This is a genomic window from Paenibacillus sp. RC67 (assembly GCF_030020805.1).
Lineage (GTDB): Bacteria > Bacillota > Bacilli > Paenibacillales > NBRC-103111 > Paenibacillus_S.
In genome coordinates this window covers 1,912,129-1,930,694 of sequence record NZ_CP125098.1, presented here as the reverse complement: position 1 = coordinate 1,930,694, position 18,566 = coordinate 1,912,129, and the positions used below count along the sequence as shown (strand labels likewise).

Sequence of the window (18,566 nt, the reverse complement as noted above, 5' to 3'; positions counted from 1 at the left end):
TAGCTTAATAAACAGTTAATTTTTTGTATACCGAGAAGGGTAAATTATTCTCATTAATATATTTTTAAGTCTATTTTTTTTCTTCAGAATTTCAAATGGTCGCATCATCTCGTAATCTTCATGTTCGAGCATGTGACAATGCCATACAAAAAGTCCGGTGAAAGGATCGAAACTACCGATAAAAGAGGTAACGTAACCAGCGGGAGCACGAATCGTATCTTTAAATCCTCTTTCGTTAGGTTCTGGAGGAGCTGCAGGCCCTGTAAATATAACTTTTCCTGTAGTTTGGAAATGAGCAACGTCAAAAGGCTGGCGCTCTAGGATTTGCATGTCAACAACATGTAGATGAATGGGGTGGTCATCAGCTGAAAGATTGATTAGCCGCCATATTTCAACAGTTCCTAAGTCCATTTTCTCAGATATACGATCATTCCACATTTTACCGTCAAGTAAATTCAACGATCTTCCATATTCATCCTCCACCCTGACGAGTGTGAGATCTCTTGTCCTTATTGCCATCTCTCTAGAAAGAAAATTAATTTTCGTTAATTGATCCGGTAGGGAACTGGTATCTTTGCCTTTTATCGGAGTGGTTACTCTAAATTCCATCACATCAGTTGTTTCTGGGGAGGCACCCTTGAAGGCATTTTTAAGAATGATCGTCTTACCATAGGATCGAGAAAAATCGACGATAACATCCGCACGCTCAGTCGTTAAAAGGAGGATCTCTTTCATTTTCACTGGTTTCTCTAATAATCCTCGATCGATTCCAATTTGATAAAATGGCTGTCCAGAGTCCAGTTTGAGTGTAATTGCTCGACTATTACAGTAATTTAATATGCGAAATCTGTATTTTCTCGGTTCTACTTCGAGATAAGGGGATACTTTGCCATTTACCAAAATATAATCTGCGTCAAAAGGTGTGACAATCGAGGGATAAGGAAGACGAGGATTCTTTTTATCCGGTGTATCGGGGTAAAAGAGCGAACCATCTGGGTTAAATGAACGATCCTGAATCATAAGAGGGATTTCATATGTTCCCGTCGGTAGGTTCAGGGATTGTTCATGCCGATCACGAATAATATAAAAACCTCCAAGTCCCGCATAATTGTTTAATCTCGTAATCCCCATTGTATGGTCATGATAAAATAACGTAGTGGCCTCAAGGTTTGGGTACTCAGATACTTTTCTTTTAAACGCAGGTCCTGTTTGTTCAAAATTTCTCGTAAACCAAGCTTCAGGGTAACCATCACTATGGTCAAGCTGCTTTCCTCCGTGTAAATGAACCACAGTTCTAACCTGTGGAAATGTTTTTTCTGCACCATGAATGGTCGTATCAATGGGAAGAAAATGCTTGTTGGGCAGATCATTCATCCATTTGACATATGCCGTTTCATCCTTCATCACGTCAAAAGTCGGGCCCGGGTACAATCCGTTGTAACCCCACAAGCGGGTAGGCCCTAAATCGCGATGTAGCTTTTGGGTAAATTCCCTCATGGTCACTTCATAATACGAGCCTTTCTTGTCTCGCTTGGTCGGGGAAATGGTTTTGGGAATCGGCAGTTTATCGACGAATTTTTGAAGTTTTGCTTTTGGGGGCATATGAGTGGAGACCTCCTTACGGATAATACCTTAAAAAAGCATATGAAAGAAAAATGTCCCATTATGCTTATTTGTGGATTTTTTCTTAATCTATTCGGTGAGTAAGACAAGACAATATGCCGCTCCTCCCGATCAACCCTAGTCTTGTCCGCTGAGGTCGGGGTAGATTGAACTAGTTATTTTTCTCATATAACCATTTTGAATTACCTAGATACGGTATATTTAACTACTAGGAGGTGTTTTTTGATGCATCCCTTTTTATATGTACCACCTTTTGTAACTGTACCAGTTGCTTTTTTTGTCCTCATGGTAATTATTTCAATATCTTGGATAATATCTATGATTATCTTCTTGTTTTTGGTTAGAATAAGACAGCACTTGGGACAAAGAGTTTATGGATTTACCTTCCTATGTAAAATTAGGAGTAGAGCATTACAAACAGCAAAAAAGCGAAGCCCTTTCTGCTAATATCAGCAATCAGGACTCCGCTTATGTTATTGATAATCCTTCGCTTTCTTCACCAGCTCATCATATGCAGCCTCCGGTGTTGCCTTGCCGAACATGATCTTCTCGCCGATATCCTTGAAATCTTTGGCCGTATAGCTGCTCCAACCTTTAGCACCTGGATTGAACGGCTGTGCATCAGGCGATACGCTCTTGATAAGGTCGATTTGCAATTTGTCTGAAGGGGTTAATTTGGGAGTCAAATAATCCAAAATCTTTTTGGATACAGGCACTCCTCTTGTCGTAGTTAGAATATCCGCAGCTTCCTTATCGTTGATGAACCAATCGATGAATTTTTTGGACTCTTCTACATTTTTGGAATCTGCACTGATAGACCAGAACATCGAAGGCTTCAGCCAACCGCTGGACTGTGGTCCTTTGGGCTGCGTCACTAACGTGTAAGCACCCGGCTTCACACCGTCATAGCCTGGGAATAAGGCAGCAAAGCTGCGCTTCATCAGCACCGTGTCATTGTTCATCAAGTCCAGCTTCGCATCGGATTCTTTATCCGTACTTGCAATTTCAGCTGGAGGTACTACTCCTTCTTTTCTCAGCTCCGTATACTTATTGACGTAAGACAAATAGGTTTCTTTATCAATGTTGAATTTCCCGTCTACCGTAATCGGATACCCTTTGCCTTGGCTGATCTGATAAGCCGAATACATCGTGTAGTCGGAGGTGTAGTCCATCAGCACATATTTATCTTTATCAAGCTTCGCCTTGGCATCCTTGCCGAATTGGAAATATTGATCCCATGTCCAGCCGTTAGCAGGCGGCTTGATGCCCAGCTTATCGACCGTATTTTTGTTAAATACCATGCCAGTCGCATTGTTGCCGAGTGGAACCGCATACAATTTATCTTTATATTTGCCCGAGTCTACCAATGATTTATCGACATCCCCGGTCTCAATTCCTTTGGAAAGATCGGCTAACTGATTTCTCGCCGCATATTCGGCCAGCCAGGCAGGGTCCATTTGAATAATATCAGGGGCGTTCTTGGCAGCAGCCTGTGTTGCCAATTTATCCGCATAACCGTCAAATCCGGAAAACTCCGGCTCAAATGTGATGTTGGGATGTTTTTTTGTATAGGCGTCCAGCGCTTTTAACGTAGCATCATGTCGAGCCTGCGAACCCCACCAAACAATGCGCAGCTTGATCGGCTTGCTATCCGTGCTTGCAGGAGCTGCTCCTGTACCGCCGCTCGGTTTGCTGTCCGTAGTCGCTCCACAGCCCGCGACACTCACCGCAACCAATGCTGCCAATGACAATAAACCCCAAGATTGCATCTGCTTTTTCATATACCATGTCCCCTTCCCATCTTAAGCAGTTATCTCTCACAAGTATCATTATATAAATGACAGGAAGTTAGAAAAATAAGAGTAATGAACACATTTATATCACTTTTCATCACATCTATTTTTTGCCGAGCTCGCTCGGGCTCATTCCGTAATATTTTTTGAAGATCGAGCTGAAATAAGGGACGTTTTTATAGCCCACCTTCTCCGATATCTCATAGATCATCGATTTCCCCTCAATCAGCAGCGCCTTGGCCTTCTCCATCCGTACCCGAATTAAATAGTTAGTGAACGTCTCCCCGGTCGCCTTTTTAAATATTTGATTCAAATAGTTCCGGGACAAATAAAGCTGCTTGGACAAGTCCTCCAAATTGATTTCCTCGGCATAGTGGATGTGAGCATAATGGATCATAAAATCGACGGCATCCTTATGCCGAGAGTTTTCCGACCAACCGCGGCTGGATACGATAATTTTGATCTTGCTCTTCAACCACAACTCCAGCTCTTCAGCCGTTCCGATTCTCGCTATTTCTTGTGTCACTGGACTGCCTTGAAACAATTCATCCAGCACGATGCCCGTATTGTACAAGGAATACGCGAATATCGTCCACAACTCCTTGCACAAATACTGGACGTAGGCGGAGCTCAGGCTCGGCATTTCCTTCAGCTGATGCACATAGCCTTCAATAATCTGATCCGTCGTCTCCTCCTTGGAGTATACGATGGCTTCGGCCAGCTCCTGATAAAACTTGACCGGACGAATCCCGATCTCTTTGCCGTTTGACACGGCATCTATAGGCTGCTCTGATGCAATCGACTGCTGCAGCAGGTCCAGGAAGGCTTCCTCGGTAGAATTGGATATTTCCTTCCAATTCGTTTTCATCGTCCCGAAACCTATCCGAATTTCCAGCTTGAGATATTCGCGAACGCATTCCGTGATCCGTTCACCAATGAGATGCAGCTTGTGAAGCACTACTTCCTTGGACATTTCTGGCTTGATGTGATACACGACGGCGGCATGATGGCTATGGAGCTCGACATATTCAGCCTCCGGCCAATCCTCAACGAGCAGCTCTCTAATAATGTTCGCCACCGCGAAGCGGAACAAATTCCAGTCCGTGAGCGATAAATTCGATAGCCGAAGAGTACTCATCAGCTCCATTCCCATGACCTGATGGTTTCTTAGAGCCCAGTAAGCTTTATCCGAGAGAGTCAGGCTTTCGTCGGCTATCTTGCGGTCGAAAGTGCCCGTAGCGACTGATTTGAGCCATTCCTTCTGCACAAACGGCTCATAGAGCATGAGCCTTCGGCGCACTTCTTCCTGCTCCATTTTCTTCCACTCTTTGGCTTCAAGCTCTTTGATAACTCTCTCCATAACCGACCTTAGCTCTGCGACGGTAATCGGCTTGGATAAATAGTCGGTAACCTGCAGTCTTAACGCTTGGCGGGCGTACTGAAAATCGGAATAGCCGCTTAAGATAAGAATTTCCCCGGGAAACTGCTCATTTCGCAGCTGCTCAATCATTTCCAAGCCGTTCATGACCGGCATATAAATATCCGTAATGACAATGTCGGGCTGAGTATCCCTAATAATGGACAAGCCCTCCTCGCCGTCCATTGCCTCTCCCACCCATTCCGCATCCAGCTCTTCCCACGGAATCGATTTGCGCATCCCTTCCAGCACTTGAAAATCATCATCAATAATGAGGACTCTCCACATCGTGTCTCGCCTCCGCTTCCGGATTGTTAGTCATTTTAGGCAGAACAATCGTTACCCTTGTTCCTTCTCCATCTCTATTTTGCAGCTCGACCCCATAAGGCGCTCCCCAAAAAGCATCGATTCGATCCTTCACGTTTCGTATCCCATAGCCGCCTGTTTTCCTTTTCTTCCGCGCATTCCAATCGCTCCGCAAGCCCACTCCATTATCGTCTATCCGGAACTCAACTTCCTTCTCGCGCATTTCGGCATGAACGGCAATATGGCCGGAACGCTTTCCATGAAAGCCATGAATAATGGCATTTTCTATAAAAGGCTGTAATGTCAGCCGGGGGATGAGCAAGGACTTGATCTCCTCGTCGACTTCGATGGTATAGGATAAACGGTCGCCCCATCGAACTTTCTGGATTTGCAAATAACAATCAATATGCATGATTTCATCGGCAACAGGAATCATCGTTTCACCGTTGGACAGGCCGATACGGAACATTTTACCCATCAGGGACAATATTTCGCTTATTTTCTCCTGTCCGGATTCAATCGCGAGCCAGTTCAATTGATCCAGCGTATTGTACAGAAAATGCGGATTAATCATCGCCTGCAGCGCATGAATTTCCGCCTCCCTCTGCCGCTTATGCTGCGCTTTTAATGATTCAAGCAGCTCCTCAATCCGTTCCATCTGCCGCCTGTAGCCGTTGAACAAATTCCCGAATTCATTCGTATAATCCGTAGGAAGATTCGGAATTCCTGTGCTTGCAGGAACTCTTCCCATAATGCCTAACAGAAGACGGATCGGCTTCGTGAACTGGCGTGATAAAAATAAAGTAAAGAAGGACGCGATAAAAATAGCCGATAACCCGACCGTTATTAAGATAAAAGCCAACCGGACACTTCCGTTCACAATGCTTCTCCACGGCGTTGCTTCAACAAGCATCCAATCGGAACGGGTTTTGTTCCATACGAGCAGCGCATCCTCTCTCCCCTCAGAGGCTGGCAGGTGCATGCTGCCTGATCTGTTGTTCTCAGCCCTGATCTTATTCAGCTCCGATTCATTCAGAACAGGATTGCCGATCGACGAGATCGTCTTGCCTCCTGCGTCAAGCAATATCCTGTTACGACCTTCCGTCTCCCCACGAACCAGCTGCTCAATGGCCGACGACTTGACGTTAAGGACAAGCAAGCCGTAATATTTGCCGGAGTTGTTATACACTTTTCGTGCAAAACCGATGAAGTGCTGGGGTCCTGTGTTCGTCTGCAGCGTATGATCGGCAATCCACGTAAAATCATTATTCTGGATCTCAGGATACCAGCTCTCGTCCTTGACCTCGCGGATATCGAGAAACCGGACAGGGGCTTGAGAATCCGTCAGCTCCGGTGTGTCCGTATATAAATAAATCGACTGCACCATCGTCGTACTGTAAGTGATGTTGGCCAGCATATTAAGCAAATCCTTTTTGCGCCTCTGCCTCTCGAATAAATCCTTCTCCAAAGGATCAAAGCCAATCGTATCAATATTACGTGAAGCGGCAAGTGACATTTGCTCAATCGATCTCAGTTGAATATCAATCTGCTTGTTCAGCTCTCCCAACAGATCCTGTTGATAGAATGACGTGTTATCCGCCAGTTCTCGAGACGTGATACTATAGCTGATCCAAGTAAAAACAAGCAGCAAAGCAGTAATAAATACGGCAAAGCTGCTAAAAAACAAACGATCTATTCGTACTTTTTTGAATATTTTCAGCGCGTTCCTCTCCTCATGGCTGAAATAAAACATCCCCATGCGTAAGCAAAAAAGCTGCCGATAACCGCAGCTTTTTTCGTCCTATGAATGATTTGGTAGACTTATTTTACCCTTTCACCGCACCGGACGCAATGCCTTCCACAAAGTGCTTTTGGGCTAGGAAAAAAAGAATAATCGAAGGAATAATAGATACTAGAGACATGGCGAGCAGTTGCCCCCAAGGCAGTGCAGATTGGCTGTCCACGAACAACTTCAGCGCAAGGCCCACCGTATATTTATCCAACGAATTAATATAGAGCAGATGACCGAAGAAATCATCCCAATTCCATAGGAAGCAATAAATCATTACCGTCACAAGAGCCGGCTTGGTGAGCGGCATAATAATGCGCCAATAAATTCCGAACCAGCTGCAGCCATCCATTTTGGCCGACTCGTCAAGATCTTTGGGGAGTGCACGAATGAACTGGACGAGCAGGAATATAAAGAACGGACCACCAATACCTCCCGCTAGAGCGTGCGGTACATAGAACGGCAAGTACGAGTTTACCCAACCCCACGCATTGAACATGATGTACTGAGGAACAAGAGTCACCTGAGTAGGGAGCATTAAAGTTACCATAAGGATGCTGAACCAGAAGTTTTTAAGCGGAAAGTCAAGACGTGCAAAGCCGAATGCAACCAAGCTGCACGACAATACAGAGGTAATTAGCACTCCGATAATTAATTCAAATGTATTCACATAAAACTGTGTGAAGGTGAATTTAGGTATCGCCGTCCAGCCTTCTGTAAAGTTGCTCCATAACCATTCCTTTGGAAATAAGGAAGGCGAGCTCATTTCCGCATTGGATTTGAATGCAGCCCCTACCCACCATAGAATGGGATAAACCATGATCAGACTGAACACAATTAACAGGATATGGGATTGGAGAGATCGACGTGTGCTGTTCATTATTTTTTCCCCGCTTCCGTCTCGTAGAATACCCAGTATTTGGATGAAGCAAAGATGAGTGCTGTAGCAATAGCGATAATGACTAGCAAGATCCACGCCAGCGCAGAAGCATATCCCATATCATATCTCGCAAATGCCCGATCATATAAATACAGCGCATACATATATGTGGAGTTCACTGGGCCGCCTTTAGTAATGATAAAAGCCTGAGTGAACATCTGAAACGATCCGATTGTCTGCAGTACCAGGTTGAACAGCAGCACGGGAGACAGCATGGGCAGCGTAATCCGGAAAAATTGCCTCACCTTCGAAGCACCGTCAACCGAGGAAGCCTCATATAATTCCACAGGCACTTGCTTTAAGCCCGCAAGGAAAATAACCATCGAGGAACCGAACTGCCATACCACAAGCAAGATTAATGTCCACAATGCCGTACCCGGAGTGCTGATCCAACTGATTCCTTTTATTCCAAACACGTTTAACAGCTTATTGATAAATCCGTCGATGCCCCAAATATTTTTCCATAAGACGGCTACAGCAATACTGCTGCCGATTAGCGAGGGCAAATAAATAAATGTTCTGTATATCGATATTCCTTTGATCTTCTTGTTAAGGAGAATAGCTACCATAAGCGCAGTGAACAGCTTAATAGGTACAGACAGCACTACGAACATCAGCGTCACCTTGAGCGATACACGGAACGTATCGTCATCGGCAAATATGCGCTCATAATTTCTTACACCTACCCATTCCGGAACATCCAGAAGCGTGAATTTGGTGAAGGAGTAGTATACGGATTGAACCATCGGCCACAAGGTAAGCAGCAGGAAGCCCAGCAGCCACGGGGAAATGAATAAATATCCTGCCAGCGGTGATTCCCATTTGCCTTTGAGCTGGAAAATGGATTTCCGCTTACTGGGAATATGCTTCCCGGAAGAACGTGTCGTCATTTGAGTACTCATAGCAGCCCACCCTTTATGCAAATGAATAAAGCAATACCTTACTACTCAGTATAAAAGAGCAGGCTATTCCCTAAAATGAGAGGAATGAACACTTCTTTTTCAAAATTGAACAATGACCGTTAAATATAAATAAAGCCTCCCGAAGGAGGCCGACATCATCTATTGCTCGATAAACTTCACGGGAAGCGTGAAATAAAAGGTACTGCCCATTCCCTGGACGCTTTGAACTCCAATCTTCCCCTGATGATGCGCTACAATTTCTTTGGAAATAGCTAGCCCTAGACCCATTCCAACTGAGGACAAGCCCTCATTGCGCTCGCTGTCGGCGCCTTGGAAATACCGCTTGAACACATGAGGCACATCCTCTGGTCTAACTCCTGAGCCTGTATCGCTGACTTGAAATAGCACTGCTGCCTGTGAGTCTGGTCTGTCCGTGTCTATCAAGCAATGGATTTCCAGACGAATGGCTCCTCCGGACGGCGTATGTTTGCGTGAATTGAACAACAAGTTCATAAACACCTGCTCCAACCGAACGGGATCAGCATTTATAACCGCTAACTTGTTGGAGAAGCCCTCCTTGTCCACAACGACCTCGAATCGCTGTCCGCCGGAACGCATATCCATCTCATACTTGTCGTAGATGTCATACAGAAATGCAACTGGATCCAGCTTCATGAAACTGAAATTCACTTGCCCTGCCTCGAGCTTCGACAACTCGGACAAATCCCCTATGATTCGGCCCATTAATTGTGATTTATCGAGAACCAGCTTTAAAGTCTTCGAATCTCCGGGAGCGATAACCCCATCTATCATTGCGGAGACATAGCCTTGAATTAGTGTCAACGGTGTGCCAAGCTCATGGGATATATCAGACAAAAGCCTGCGGCGTGACTGCTCCATCCGAACCAAGTCCTCCGAGGCCATCTGTAGTTCGGTGTTGGACTGTTCCAACTGCTGTGTTCGCTCTCGAATTTTATCCTCCTGCATTTCGGTGAATGCTGTCAATTGGGCCGATAAGCTCTCGACCTGCACAAAAGACCTGGAGAACTTCACTGAAAGCAAATAAGCCTGCACAAATAAATAAAGGAGCATTCCAAAGGGGAACAAATCCCCGGTGTTAATCTTCTGCGAGTAATACAACGAATCGTTCAGAATTAGCACAATCCCCACAATAAAAACCGAAAGGTTGAGCAGAGCACCCTCCTTTTTTTGCCTGAGCGCCGTGGTGTATACATAAACGATGTAGCCGCACACAACCACAATAAAGGCTATATTGGCTTGCATCGTAAGCGTATATACTCTAGCAGGGGTCATGATAACGAACAACGCATTGATGTAAGATATCCAGGTGACGATCTTGAGCAGCCTTGTACTAGTTTCCCTTGAATACTGAGAACTGGCGTAGGCCAGTAACAGAGGCAATGCTGCAATAAAGCCGAGATACTCCAGCTTAACCGCAAATTCCCAAGGAATCCATGGAAAAAGACTGACTGCTAAAGTCTCTCCTACGACCATGGTTCTTATTCCGATCGCAATGCACAGCCCGCCGAAATACAACGTTGATCTATCTTTGCGACGTTGGACAAACAAGACCATATGATACAGTCCCATAATCAGCAAGGTTCCAGCAAGCAGCGTCTGGAGCATCATATTTTTATCTCGATTATGGGAGATTTGCTCCTTAGTACCCAGCTTGAGCTCATCCCACAAGCCTCCCTTTCGCTGGACAAAATTTGACACTTGGATGACAAGCTCAACCTTGGAATCCACAGGACGAAAATAGTGGGTTCTTGATACATTTTTAGCTACCATTTGTTCTCTGCTAACTCCTACAGCGCCATTGCCTTCATACGGCTGTCCGTCGATCCACAGCTTGTAGGCGGTGGCTGCATTAGGAATATAGAGGCCAAGTACAGGATACGTCTCCGCTGTTGGAAGTATGATAGTCAAACGATACGTAGCGTAGCCTTGATTAGAGATCCGCTCCTCAACATTCCGGTAAAGTCCCCATGTGCTGGGAACAGAAGCATAGACGGTCTCTCTCATTCCCTCCAAGCGGTCCTTGAAATCATTCGGCTCCAATAACTTTTTCCAATAAAATTCCCATTCGCCATTTAGATGAACCATACCCTGACTTGAATCCCAGCCCGATAAATCTAACACCCCTTGCTTCGCTTCTACGCCCGCTTGTTCTACAGCTGCATAAGCAGCCGATTTATCGGTCATAAGAGTTACCATCAGCAAAAAAAGCCAGCATAAGCACAACAAGATACGCAATGAATGCTTCCCAGCCATCATGATCCGTATTATTTCACCCGATTCCTTTTCTTCCATAATGATGCTTACACCTTTCGTCATCCATCGTGGAAATTCCTCTCGAACTTGGAAAAATCGACGAAATACGCTAACAACTTTTTTCTCGGAACAAGCTTCATGTAACAACAAAAAAGCTGCCGGAATCACCCAGCAGCCCGCTATGTCATAAATCATACTTTTGATGTATGAGCGCATTTTTTGTTATTTCTAGAGTCTTCGTTTACCAACGATGAATTTTTTGTTGCCTTTCTTCTTCACTACCGGTACATGCTTGTAGCTGCGGACCATGCTGCCTTTGCATAATGGACAAGATGGCTGCGCTTCTGTAACGAATTCTTTTCGAATCCACGCTTTACATGCCGCTTCTTTACATTTCCAAATTTCTACTTGCTGTAGTTCTGGCTGAAGTTCTGTGTCTTGAGTTTGTTCGTCTGTAGTTGATGATGTCGTTGGCATTTTGAATCCTTTTCTCCCTGTATCTATCGATTTATAGCCTATTTATTATTATACAGAAAGAGAAGTTTATCAACCCCATACGGGAAATTTAAACCCGAACATTTTGTGTCTGTAGTCCTATCCATAGTGACTTATTCCGAAACTCTTCCTCTTGTCCCAGTTCTCTTCCAAACCATGCGGGAGGCTGGAATGAATGAGCGGCGCTTTCATCGGTAAATTCTACCTCAACAACCAGCAGATCGATCTGTTTGTACTCATCAATCTCGTAGTGAAATCCCTGATGTTCTACGGTTGTACGGATTTTCTTCAAAGGTACCAGCTGCGTATTGGCTAAAAGCTGTCGATACACTTCCTCGGAAATGTTATATTCGATCTCCTGCCTAACCAACCCATGACCGGATTTGAACGTATGAGTGAACGTCGAATTCCCTTCATAATCGATTAATTGGCGTACCCTAATCTCTTCCTTATCAGAAAAAGCCAAGTAGGTTTGATAAATATGTTTCTTTGAGATGAGTGTAAGCTCTTGAGTTTGTAACAAAGCTTCAGGAAACGCAGGTAATAAATATTTCTTTTCGATTTCAGTACCCATGACAATTCTCCTTCTGATAGTAGCTTATTAATCTATTGACGCCACTGGGGGCTATGCCTTCCGTACAAAGGTCTCCGCCGATACTTATCTTATCATACTTGTACGGTTAAATCGCACTGTCCTATAGCTGAATCCATTGCATGTCAATAAACCTTGCTTTTCCGATCCGAGTCTTCGAGACCTATTCTAATCCTTCGAATGGTCTTCGCCTCGTCCTCATCATAATCAACTTGAAGATACACGTTTCCATGAACAAAATGATGGGTGTCACCATGGTTTTTCTTAAAGGAGTGCTCCTTTAACCGCTGCTGCAGATTTTGAGCGGAGTCGCCTACGCGAATCCCAAGAATGCTATGATTTATATTTTTCGTTTCAATGGATACAGCCATGTCTTTATATCGCCCGCCGTCCAGAAAATCAACCCTCACATTTTCTTCCGGATATCTCAAACCGTGCCCCCCAAAGCCTTGCTCAAAAGAAGCAGATCCTGTCATTCCGCTCTCCACCTCTGCTCGGGTCATCAGCAGCTTCAAACCATTCACCTCGAGTTCCCTGTTTACTCTTTCGACAACAGAAGGGAGCATTGCATAATAAACCATTAGGGCGATACAGATCAGTATGACAGAGCTTCCTATCCATATCCATTTTTTCGCCACGTCTCCGCTAGCCATTCCGAACCATGTGGGTAAAAAGGCTCAACCGGCTGCGGACCCTGCTTTCACCCATAACCTGCATCATATCGTACAAATCGGGAGTATGGGCTCGTTTGGATAAGGCAAGCCTCAGTACCATGGCCACATCACCCACATGCCCTTTATAGTGCTCCGGCTGCTTCTTGTAAGCTTTCGTGTCCTTGGCAAAACCGAATTGGTCAGCAACCTGCTTCATTTTGTCGAACCAGATTTCTCGGTCATCCGGAGTGTTGTAGATTTCTAAGTAAGCTTGAACGATTTGCTGGGCTATGGGCAATGGAGCCGCCGCTGGCAGCGATTCCGAGACGTCACAGGCATCAGCCTCGTACGCCTCATCAAAGAAATAAGCGATAGCAGCCGGGATATCCGACCATTTGGCAAAATCCTTTCTCGGCTTAACAGTATCCTTACCGATTCCCAATATGCGAACGGTATATTCCCGTTGGTTGATTATCTGCTGGTACAGTTCCGAATGATACATTTGAGCCCATTTTGCGACCTGCTCAAACACTTCAGCCTCATTCATCTGGGCAATAACATTTTTGCTGATGTCATGAAGCTTATCCATATCAAACAGCGGCCCGCTAACATTCATTTTGCTCGTATCGATAGAAAAGGAGCTGAACGGCTCGGTAGGATGCTGCATTCTCCACTCTTCATAATTGGAGTTCACAAGCGTCATGAAATACTCCGTTATCGCTTCTCTCGGATACCCTTCCTGTTGATAATAATGTACCGCGGCGTCAGGATCTTTGCGCTTGCTGAATTTACGTTTGGATTGACCGTCCATCTTCATAATAGGTGCCAGATGGCCGTATTCTGGCCTTTTAAATCCGAGCATTTCGAACAGCTGCACATGAATCGGTATGGAAGATAACCACTCATCACCTCGTATCACGTGTGTAGTTCCCATCAGAAAATCATCGACCGCATGCGCAAAATGATACGTCGGAATGCCATCGGCCTTCATAATGACGATATCCTGATCATTCTCAGGCAGCTCTATGTCGCCTTTGACCAAATCGGTATACCGGATTTTATGCTCGAGGGAATCAGGCGATTTCAAACGGACGACAAACGGCTTCCCTTTTGCCAGCTCCTCCTGCACCTGTTCAAGTGTAAAGCTGCGATGAATCGCCCATTTCCCGTAGTATCCGGTCATTTCATTATGGGACTGTTGAGCGTTCCTAATGTCCTGCAAGGTTTCAGTGTCACAAAAGCAAGGATACGCAAGGTTCTGTTCTACAAGATGTTTTATGAACACCCGATAGATTTCGGCTCTATCACTCTGCTTGTAGGGTCCGTAATCCCCCGTCTCTCCTGCGGAAGTAACCCCTTCATCGTAGTGGATTCCGAAATAGTCCAGCGCCTGAACGATTCCTTCGATGCTTCCTTCAACTTCTCGTTTTTTGTCCGTATCCTCTATTCGAAGGTAAAAGACGCCGCCGCTCTGATGGGCCAGCCTTTCGGAAATAAAGGTAGCGTACAGTCCCCCAATCGTCAAAAAGCCGGTAGGACTTGGAGCAAATCGGGTCACCTTGGCCGCTCCGTTTAGCTGCCTTGCCGGATACTTGGCGATGATATCTTTACGGGAAAGATGGACATCAGGAAACAAAAGATTAGCAAGCCCCGTGTTCTTCATCATTCATTCTTCCTTTCCGTTGATTACTAGGATATGACAAAAAGCCCCTCATCCTCTAAGGACGAAAGGCTAGAGCTTCCGCGGTACCACCTGCATTGGTTGATTGCAACCCTCTCACAGCGCTTAGATTAAGCGCCTCTCCTATAACGGGAAGACCCGCCGGACTTACTCCTACTTTTCGGTCCGATACTCCAAGGCTTCTTTCGCTAGGCTCGAATACCCAATTTCCACCGTCATGGGCTCTCTGACATTCAAGTTATCAGCTACTGTTCCTCTTCATCGTTATTACAATATTCAGAAAATAATTATCAAATTATCATACTCCAATAAGAGAGTCAAGATTTTATTTAAAGTACATCGTACATTCATCGCCATAAAAACAATTATCGTGCAGGAGAAAATCGATAAAAACATTATTATTGACTTTTATATAAAAATGTGTTATAATAATTGTTTTTTATTGACTTACATCCCACTTTCTCTTATCATACTAATTGATCATTGAGCTGGGAGGGATACAAATGCAAGCAGTCAATAAGGTACACATGTTGCAATTATCCGCTGAGGTTATGGGAAAAACGGATTCTGTTTACCCTACTCTCTTGTGGGATGGACAATCCGCCGTCCTGGTTGATACAGGATACCCTCGGCAAATAGCAGCATTACTTGAGGCGATGGCCCATTTTGGAGTTACTCCAGACAAGCTGACTACAATCCTAATGACCCACCAAGACCTGGATCATATCGGCAATTTACCTGATTTGGTTCATGAATCATCTCCCTCTGTCCAAGTATTGGCGCATGAGCTGGAGAAACCTTATATTCAAGGAGACCGTAGGTTGATCAAAATTACTCCTGAAGCCATTGCCCAGATTGATAGCTTACCAAAGGAGATTCCTTTGGAATGGCGTCAAGGCTTGAAGGCCGTATTGGAAAATCCCCCAAAAGCACAAGTAGACCGTACCGTCACTGACGGTGAAGAACTGTCCTACTGCGGAGGAATTATTGTCATAGGGACTCCAGGACACACACCGGGTCATATCAGCTTTTATCATGTGCCAAGCTGTACTTTGATTGCGGGTGACGCACTGGTTGTTGAAGAAGGCCAGTTACAGGGACCTTCGCCCGACCAGACTCTGGATATGGAGCAAGCTCTTCAATCTTTGAAAAAGCTAAATCAATACGATATTCAAACCGTGATCTGCTATCATGGCGGACAGTATACAGGGGATGTAAATCAGCGCATTGCTGAGATTGCAATCTCTAGCTCGAATAGTTAAGAAATTTGCACTTCCACCCACCCATTATGGTATAATGCGCTGATATCGTTATGGTTGGAGGGAACACGATGAAAATATATGTAGTTATCGCTATGCGCGATGAGCAGATGGATAACGTCTTCGTCAGTACGGAGGAAGAGCAAGTGTTAGCTCTGACGACTGCTGATTTTGACGATTGTGACGCTTTGTTCCTGGAAATTTGGGAGGACGGCGGCAAGATTGACGATTATCGTCTTCAATAAGCGGAATCACTTGAATCTGTTCAAACGGCTACCGTCCGCTAACATTTGAATAACTGGCATCTCAAGAGCCATACTGCTGAGCAGTATGGCTCTTTTCATTTTATGCGTGAATTCAAACTTCCATATTCAATCATCATATAGAACAAAGCAAATCAAACATATAAAACAAAAAAACAATATCTTAATGTGTATTTAACACAGTTTTTATAAACCTCCTCTATATAAAAAATGTAATGGGAGCCTTCTTGGGCTCCTGAGTCTGTCGTTAAACCTGTTTCTTCGAGAAATTTGCTATATGGGTAGGTGGGGTATGCCTCGGAGGAGCGAAAGCGTCCGCCTTTGTTCTTGGGAAATCCCCGCTGTAAAGCGAATAAAATTGAAAATTTCCCAAGAACAACAAGCGGCCGGAGAGGCATACCCCACCGGAGCATACTAGCAATATTTCAAGTTTTACAGGTTTCTCGACAATCTAAGGAGCCCTCAAGGGCTCCTCCTTACATTCGGCTCGGAGTCGGCAATCCCAGCACCCTCAGCGCATCGCCGAGCACCTCTTTATAACGGGATACAAGCCAAATTCGGAATTGTCTACTCTCCTCTCCCGACTTCAGAATGGCGCACACCGCATAGAAATGATTGAACAACGTAGCCATTTCATGCGCATAATTACAAATGATATTCGGAGTCAGCTCTTTGCTTGCCGTGTACAAGGTTTCTTCCCAATGCGACAGATGTCTTATCAAAGCGTACTCTTGATTTTCCATAGCAGGAAATTGTTCAGGTATGGTCGGAGCTATACCCAATTCCTGTACGGCTTTATCCAACACGCGGACAGCACGAGCGTAGGAATACAATAAATACACACCCGTATTTCCAGATATTTCGGTGGCCTGCTGCAAATCGAACACCACTTCCGTCTGAAGGTTGAAACGGAGCAAATAATACCTGATGGCAGCCGCTGCTATATCTTTACTGGACAGCCCCTCTTTATCGGATCTTTTGTTATCGATCACTTCCTCCATTAGACTCAGCAGATCGCTTATTTTAATCCCTATGCCCTGACGTCCTGACATAGCATAAGATGCTTTTCCGTCCGATGTATCGATTTGCAGCTCCGCTGCAGCATTCGGACTAAGCGATACGACACCATAACTTACATGCCGCAGCTTATCGGCCTGCTCGTTGAATCCCAAGGCCTCCAGCGCCTGCTTTACCATCGCTTGTGGGTACTGCTGCCTATGGTCGATGACATTGATCACCATCCCCGCCTGGCCGAACGGCTCTACCTTTCCGGTAGTATGGGTCGTCCACAACTTATCTCCGAACGGCTTGTATAGGAAGCTTTTGTCGAGCAGTCCAAATTTCCAAAGGTGATATGCAATATCCTTAGCGGTATAAGTTAAGATGCCGTTAGAGCGAACCAACACTTTATCGATCTGATGCTCTGACTCCTGATCCTCTGTACCCATAGGCTGTTTCAATACCCAACATCCTGCCAGCTTCCCTTCCGTTTCCTTGTAGAAAAGCGGTGTTTGCTTCAACAGCTCAAAAGCGGAAGCCCAGAAGCCTTCCCTGACGATACTGCTTTCCCAAACGAGCAGGTCGTATTCGATGCCGAACTGTTTCATTTCTTCTACATGCTCGCGTGCTATTCGCTCCGCGACCAAGAGTCCTATCCAGGCAATATTCGAGTCCCCTTCCTCCAAAGCATGCAGCACATGAGTACGCTGCTCGAGCAGTTGAGGATTTTTCGCATATTCCTTATTGATTTGAGAATAAACATCCCAGCAAAAATCACCGAACCGGGCATGACTTTTGTGCAGCTGCGTATGCTGAAGTCCGACGACGGTATCTGCCAACTGATTGCCGAGATCGTCAATATAATTATGAACCTCTACCTCATATCCCACTCTCCTAAGCAGCTTTACCAGTGCATCGCCGATACAAGAATTTCTTAAATGCCCGATATGGGCGGATTTGTTAGGATTAATCGAGGTATGCTCGATAACAACCTTTTCCCCTTTTAACGCCGGCATTGCAAATGACTTAACAGCCCACTGCTTCCAATCCAAAAACAGATTGATGAACCCGGGCGAGGCAGCTTCTATTTTATAAACTAGACGCTCCATAGAGCCGTCCTGCTCCAGCCTCTTGATCAACAAATCTGCGATTTGCATCGGCGGTTTACGCAGCACCTTAGCCAGCTGCATCGCGATGTTAGTCGAATAATCGCCATGCTCCAATTGGGCAGGCTGTTCCAGCGTAATTTTAATTCCTTCGTTCCAAGCTGCTCCCAGCTCCTCCAACAGCCCTTTTAACGATCTTTCCAGATTACCTATCATAAATTGACTTAGCATCCTTGCTATCCCTCCTCAAAATAAGCTCCTGCATTCCAACGAAATACAACAAAAAAAGTCCACATCTCTGTTAAGAGACGAGGACTTTGTGCTCGCGGTACCACTCTTGTTGTTAAACCACAGGTTTAACCACCTTATAAGATAACGGTCTTCAGCCGGGCCTTCCTACTTTGGTTCAAAAGGCCATCTCGCGGGTCCGCTTCACTAATGACTTCGTACCGG

14 protein-coding genes and 2 other annotated features (1 of these 16 running past the window's edge) are annotated in these 18,566 nt (G+C 45.2%); of the genes, 2 read left to right on the top strand and 12 right to left on the bottom strand.

The genetic code is table 11. From position 1 onward, the window contains the following. Nucleotides 1–15: 15 nt before the first annotated feature. The 11 genes from QMA13_RS08715 to gltX all read right to left on the bottom strand — a co-directional run bounded on the left by QMA13_RS08715 (nucleotide 16) and on the right by gltX (nucleotide 14,471). Entirely contained in the window at nucleotides 16–1,602 is a 1,587-nt protein-coding gene (locus tag QMA13_RS08715) for a multicopper oxidase family protein (protein ID WP_282940927.1), read from the bottom strand. Between the two features lie 494 nt (nucleotides 1,603–2,096). Continuing rightward, nucleotides 2,097–3,404, bottom strand: a complete 1,308-nt coding sequence (locus QMA13_RS08710) for an ABC transporter substrate-binding protein (protein WP_282940926.1) — start codon at nucleotides 3,402–3,404, stop codon at nucleotides 2,097–2,099. Between the two features lie 115 nt (nucleotides 3,405–3,519). Beyond that, complete coding sequence (locus tag QMA13_RS08705) at nucleotides 3,520–5,121, bottom strand: response regulator transcription factor (RefSeq protein ID WP_282940924.1); 1,602 nt, start codon at nucleotides 5,119–5,121, stop codon at nucleotides 3,520–3,522. After that, nucleotides 5,099–6,898: a cache domain-containing sensor histidine kinase gene (locus QMA13_RS08700; RefSeq protein WP_282940922.1), complete on the bottom strand. Its 1,800-nt coding sequence runs from the start codon at nucleotides 6,896–6,898 to the stop codon at nucleotides 5,099–5,101. Before QMA13_RS08700 ends, QMA13_RS08705 begins: the two co-directional genes overlap by 23 nt. A gap of 67 nt (nucleotides 6,899–6,965) precedes the next feature. Then, nucleotides 6,966–7,808, bottom strand: coding sequence for a carbohydrate ABC transporter permease (locus tag QMA13_RS08695; RefSeq protein WP_282940920.1), 843 nt, complete (start codon nucleotides 7,806–7,808; stop codon nucleotides 6,966–6,968). After that, nucleotides 7,808–8,770: a carbohydrate ABC transporter permease gene (locus tag QMA13_RS08690; RefSeq protein ID WP_282940919.1), complete on the bottom strand. Its 963-nt coding sequence runs from the start codon at nucleotides 8,768–8,770 to the stop codon at nucleotides 7,808–7,810. Before QMA13_RS08690 ends, QMA13_RS08695 begins: the two co-directional genes overlap by 1 nt. Nucleotides 8,771–8,929: 159 nt before the next feature. Further along, entirely contained in the window at nucleotides 8,930–11,128 is a 2,199-nt protein-coding gene (locus QMA13_RS08685; protein ID WP_282940918.1) for a sensor histidine kinase, read from the bottom strand. 165 nt (nucleotides 11,129–11,293) lie between these two features. Then, nucleotides 11,294–11,542 carry a cold-inducible protein YdjO-related protein gene (locus QMA13_RS08680; protein WP_282940916.1) on the bottom strand — a complete coding sequence of 83 codons (249 nt, stop codon included), beginning with the start codon at nucleotides 11,540–11,542 and terminating at the stop codon, nucleotides 11,294–11,296. An 88-nt stretch (nucleotides 11,543–11,630) separates the two neighbouring features. Continuing rightward, entirely contained in the window at nucleotides 11,631–12,134 is a 504-nt protein-coding gene (locus tag QMA13_RS08675; protein WP_282940914.1) for a CYTH domain-containing protein, read from the bottom strand. A gap of 143 nt (nucleotides 12,135–12,277) precedes the next feature. After that, nucleotides 12,278–12,790: a hypothetical protein gene (locus QMA13_RS08670; RefSeq protein WP_282940912.1), complete on the bottom strand. Its 513-nt coding sequence runs from the start codon at nucleotides 12,788–12,790 to the stop codon at nucleotides 12,278–12,280. Nucleotides 12,791–12,797: 7 nt separating this feature from the next. Then, a complete protein-coding gene (gene gltX / locus QMA13_RS08665) occupies nucleotides 12,798–14,471 on the bottom strand; it encodes a glutamate--tRNA ligase (protein ID WP_282940910.1) in 1,674 nt (557 codons plus the stop codon). A gap of 51 nt (nucleotides 14,472–14,522) precedes the next feature. Further along, nucleotides 14,523–14,757 (bottom strand) — a binding site (T-box leader). 232 nt (nucleotides 14,758–14,989) lie between these two features. On the opposite strand from gltX, the gene QMA13_RS08660 reads away from it, so the two are divergent. Further along, a complete protein-coding gene (locus QMA13_RS08660; RefSeq protein ID WP_282940908.1) occupies nucleotides 14,990–15,748 on the top strand; it encodes an MBL fold metallo-hydrolase in 759 nt (252 codons plus the stop codon). A gap of 68 nt (nucleotides 15,749–15,816) precedes the next feature. Continuing rightward, entirely contained in the window at nucleotides 15,817–15,990 is a 174-nt protein-coding gene (locus tag QMA13_RS08655; RefSeq protein WP_282940906.1) for a hypothetical protein, read from the top strand. 494 nt (nucleotides 15,991–16,484) lie between these two features. Here the strand turns inward: QMA13_RS08655 and QMA13_RS08650 are convergent, their stop codons facing one another. Continuing rightward, nucleotides 16,485–18,344: an arginine--tRNA ligase gene (locus QMA13_RS08650; RefSeq protein ID WP_282940905.1), complete on the bottom strand. Its 1,860-nt coding sequence runs from the start codon at nucleotides 18,342–18,344 to the stop codon at nucleotides 16,485–16,487. Between the two features lie 70 nt (nucleotides 18,345–18,414). Beyond that, nucleotides 18,415–18,566: a binding site (T-box leader), on the bottom strand; it runs 64 nt beyond the window's last position.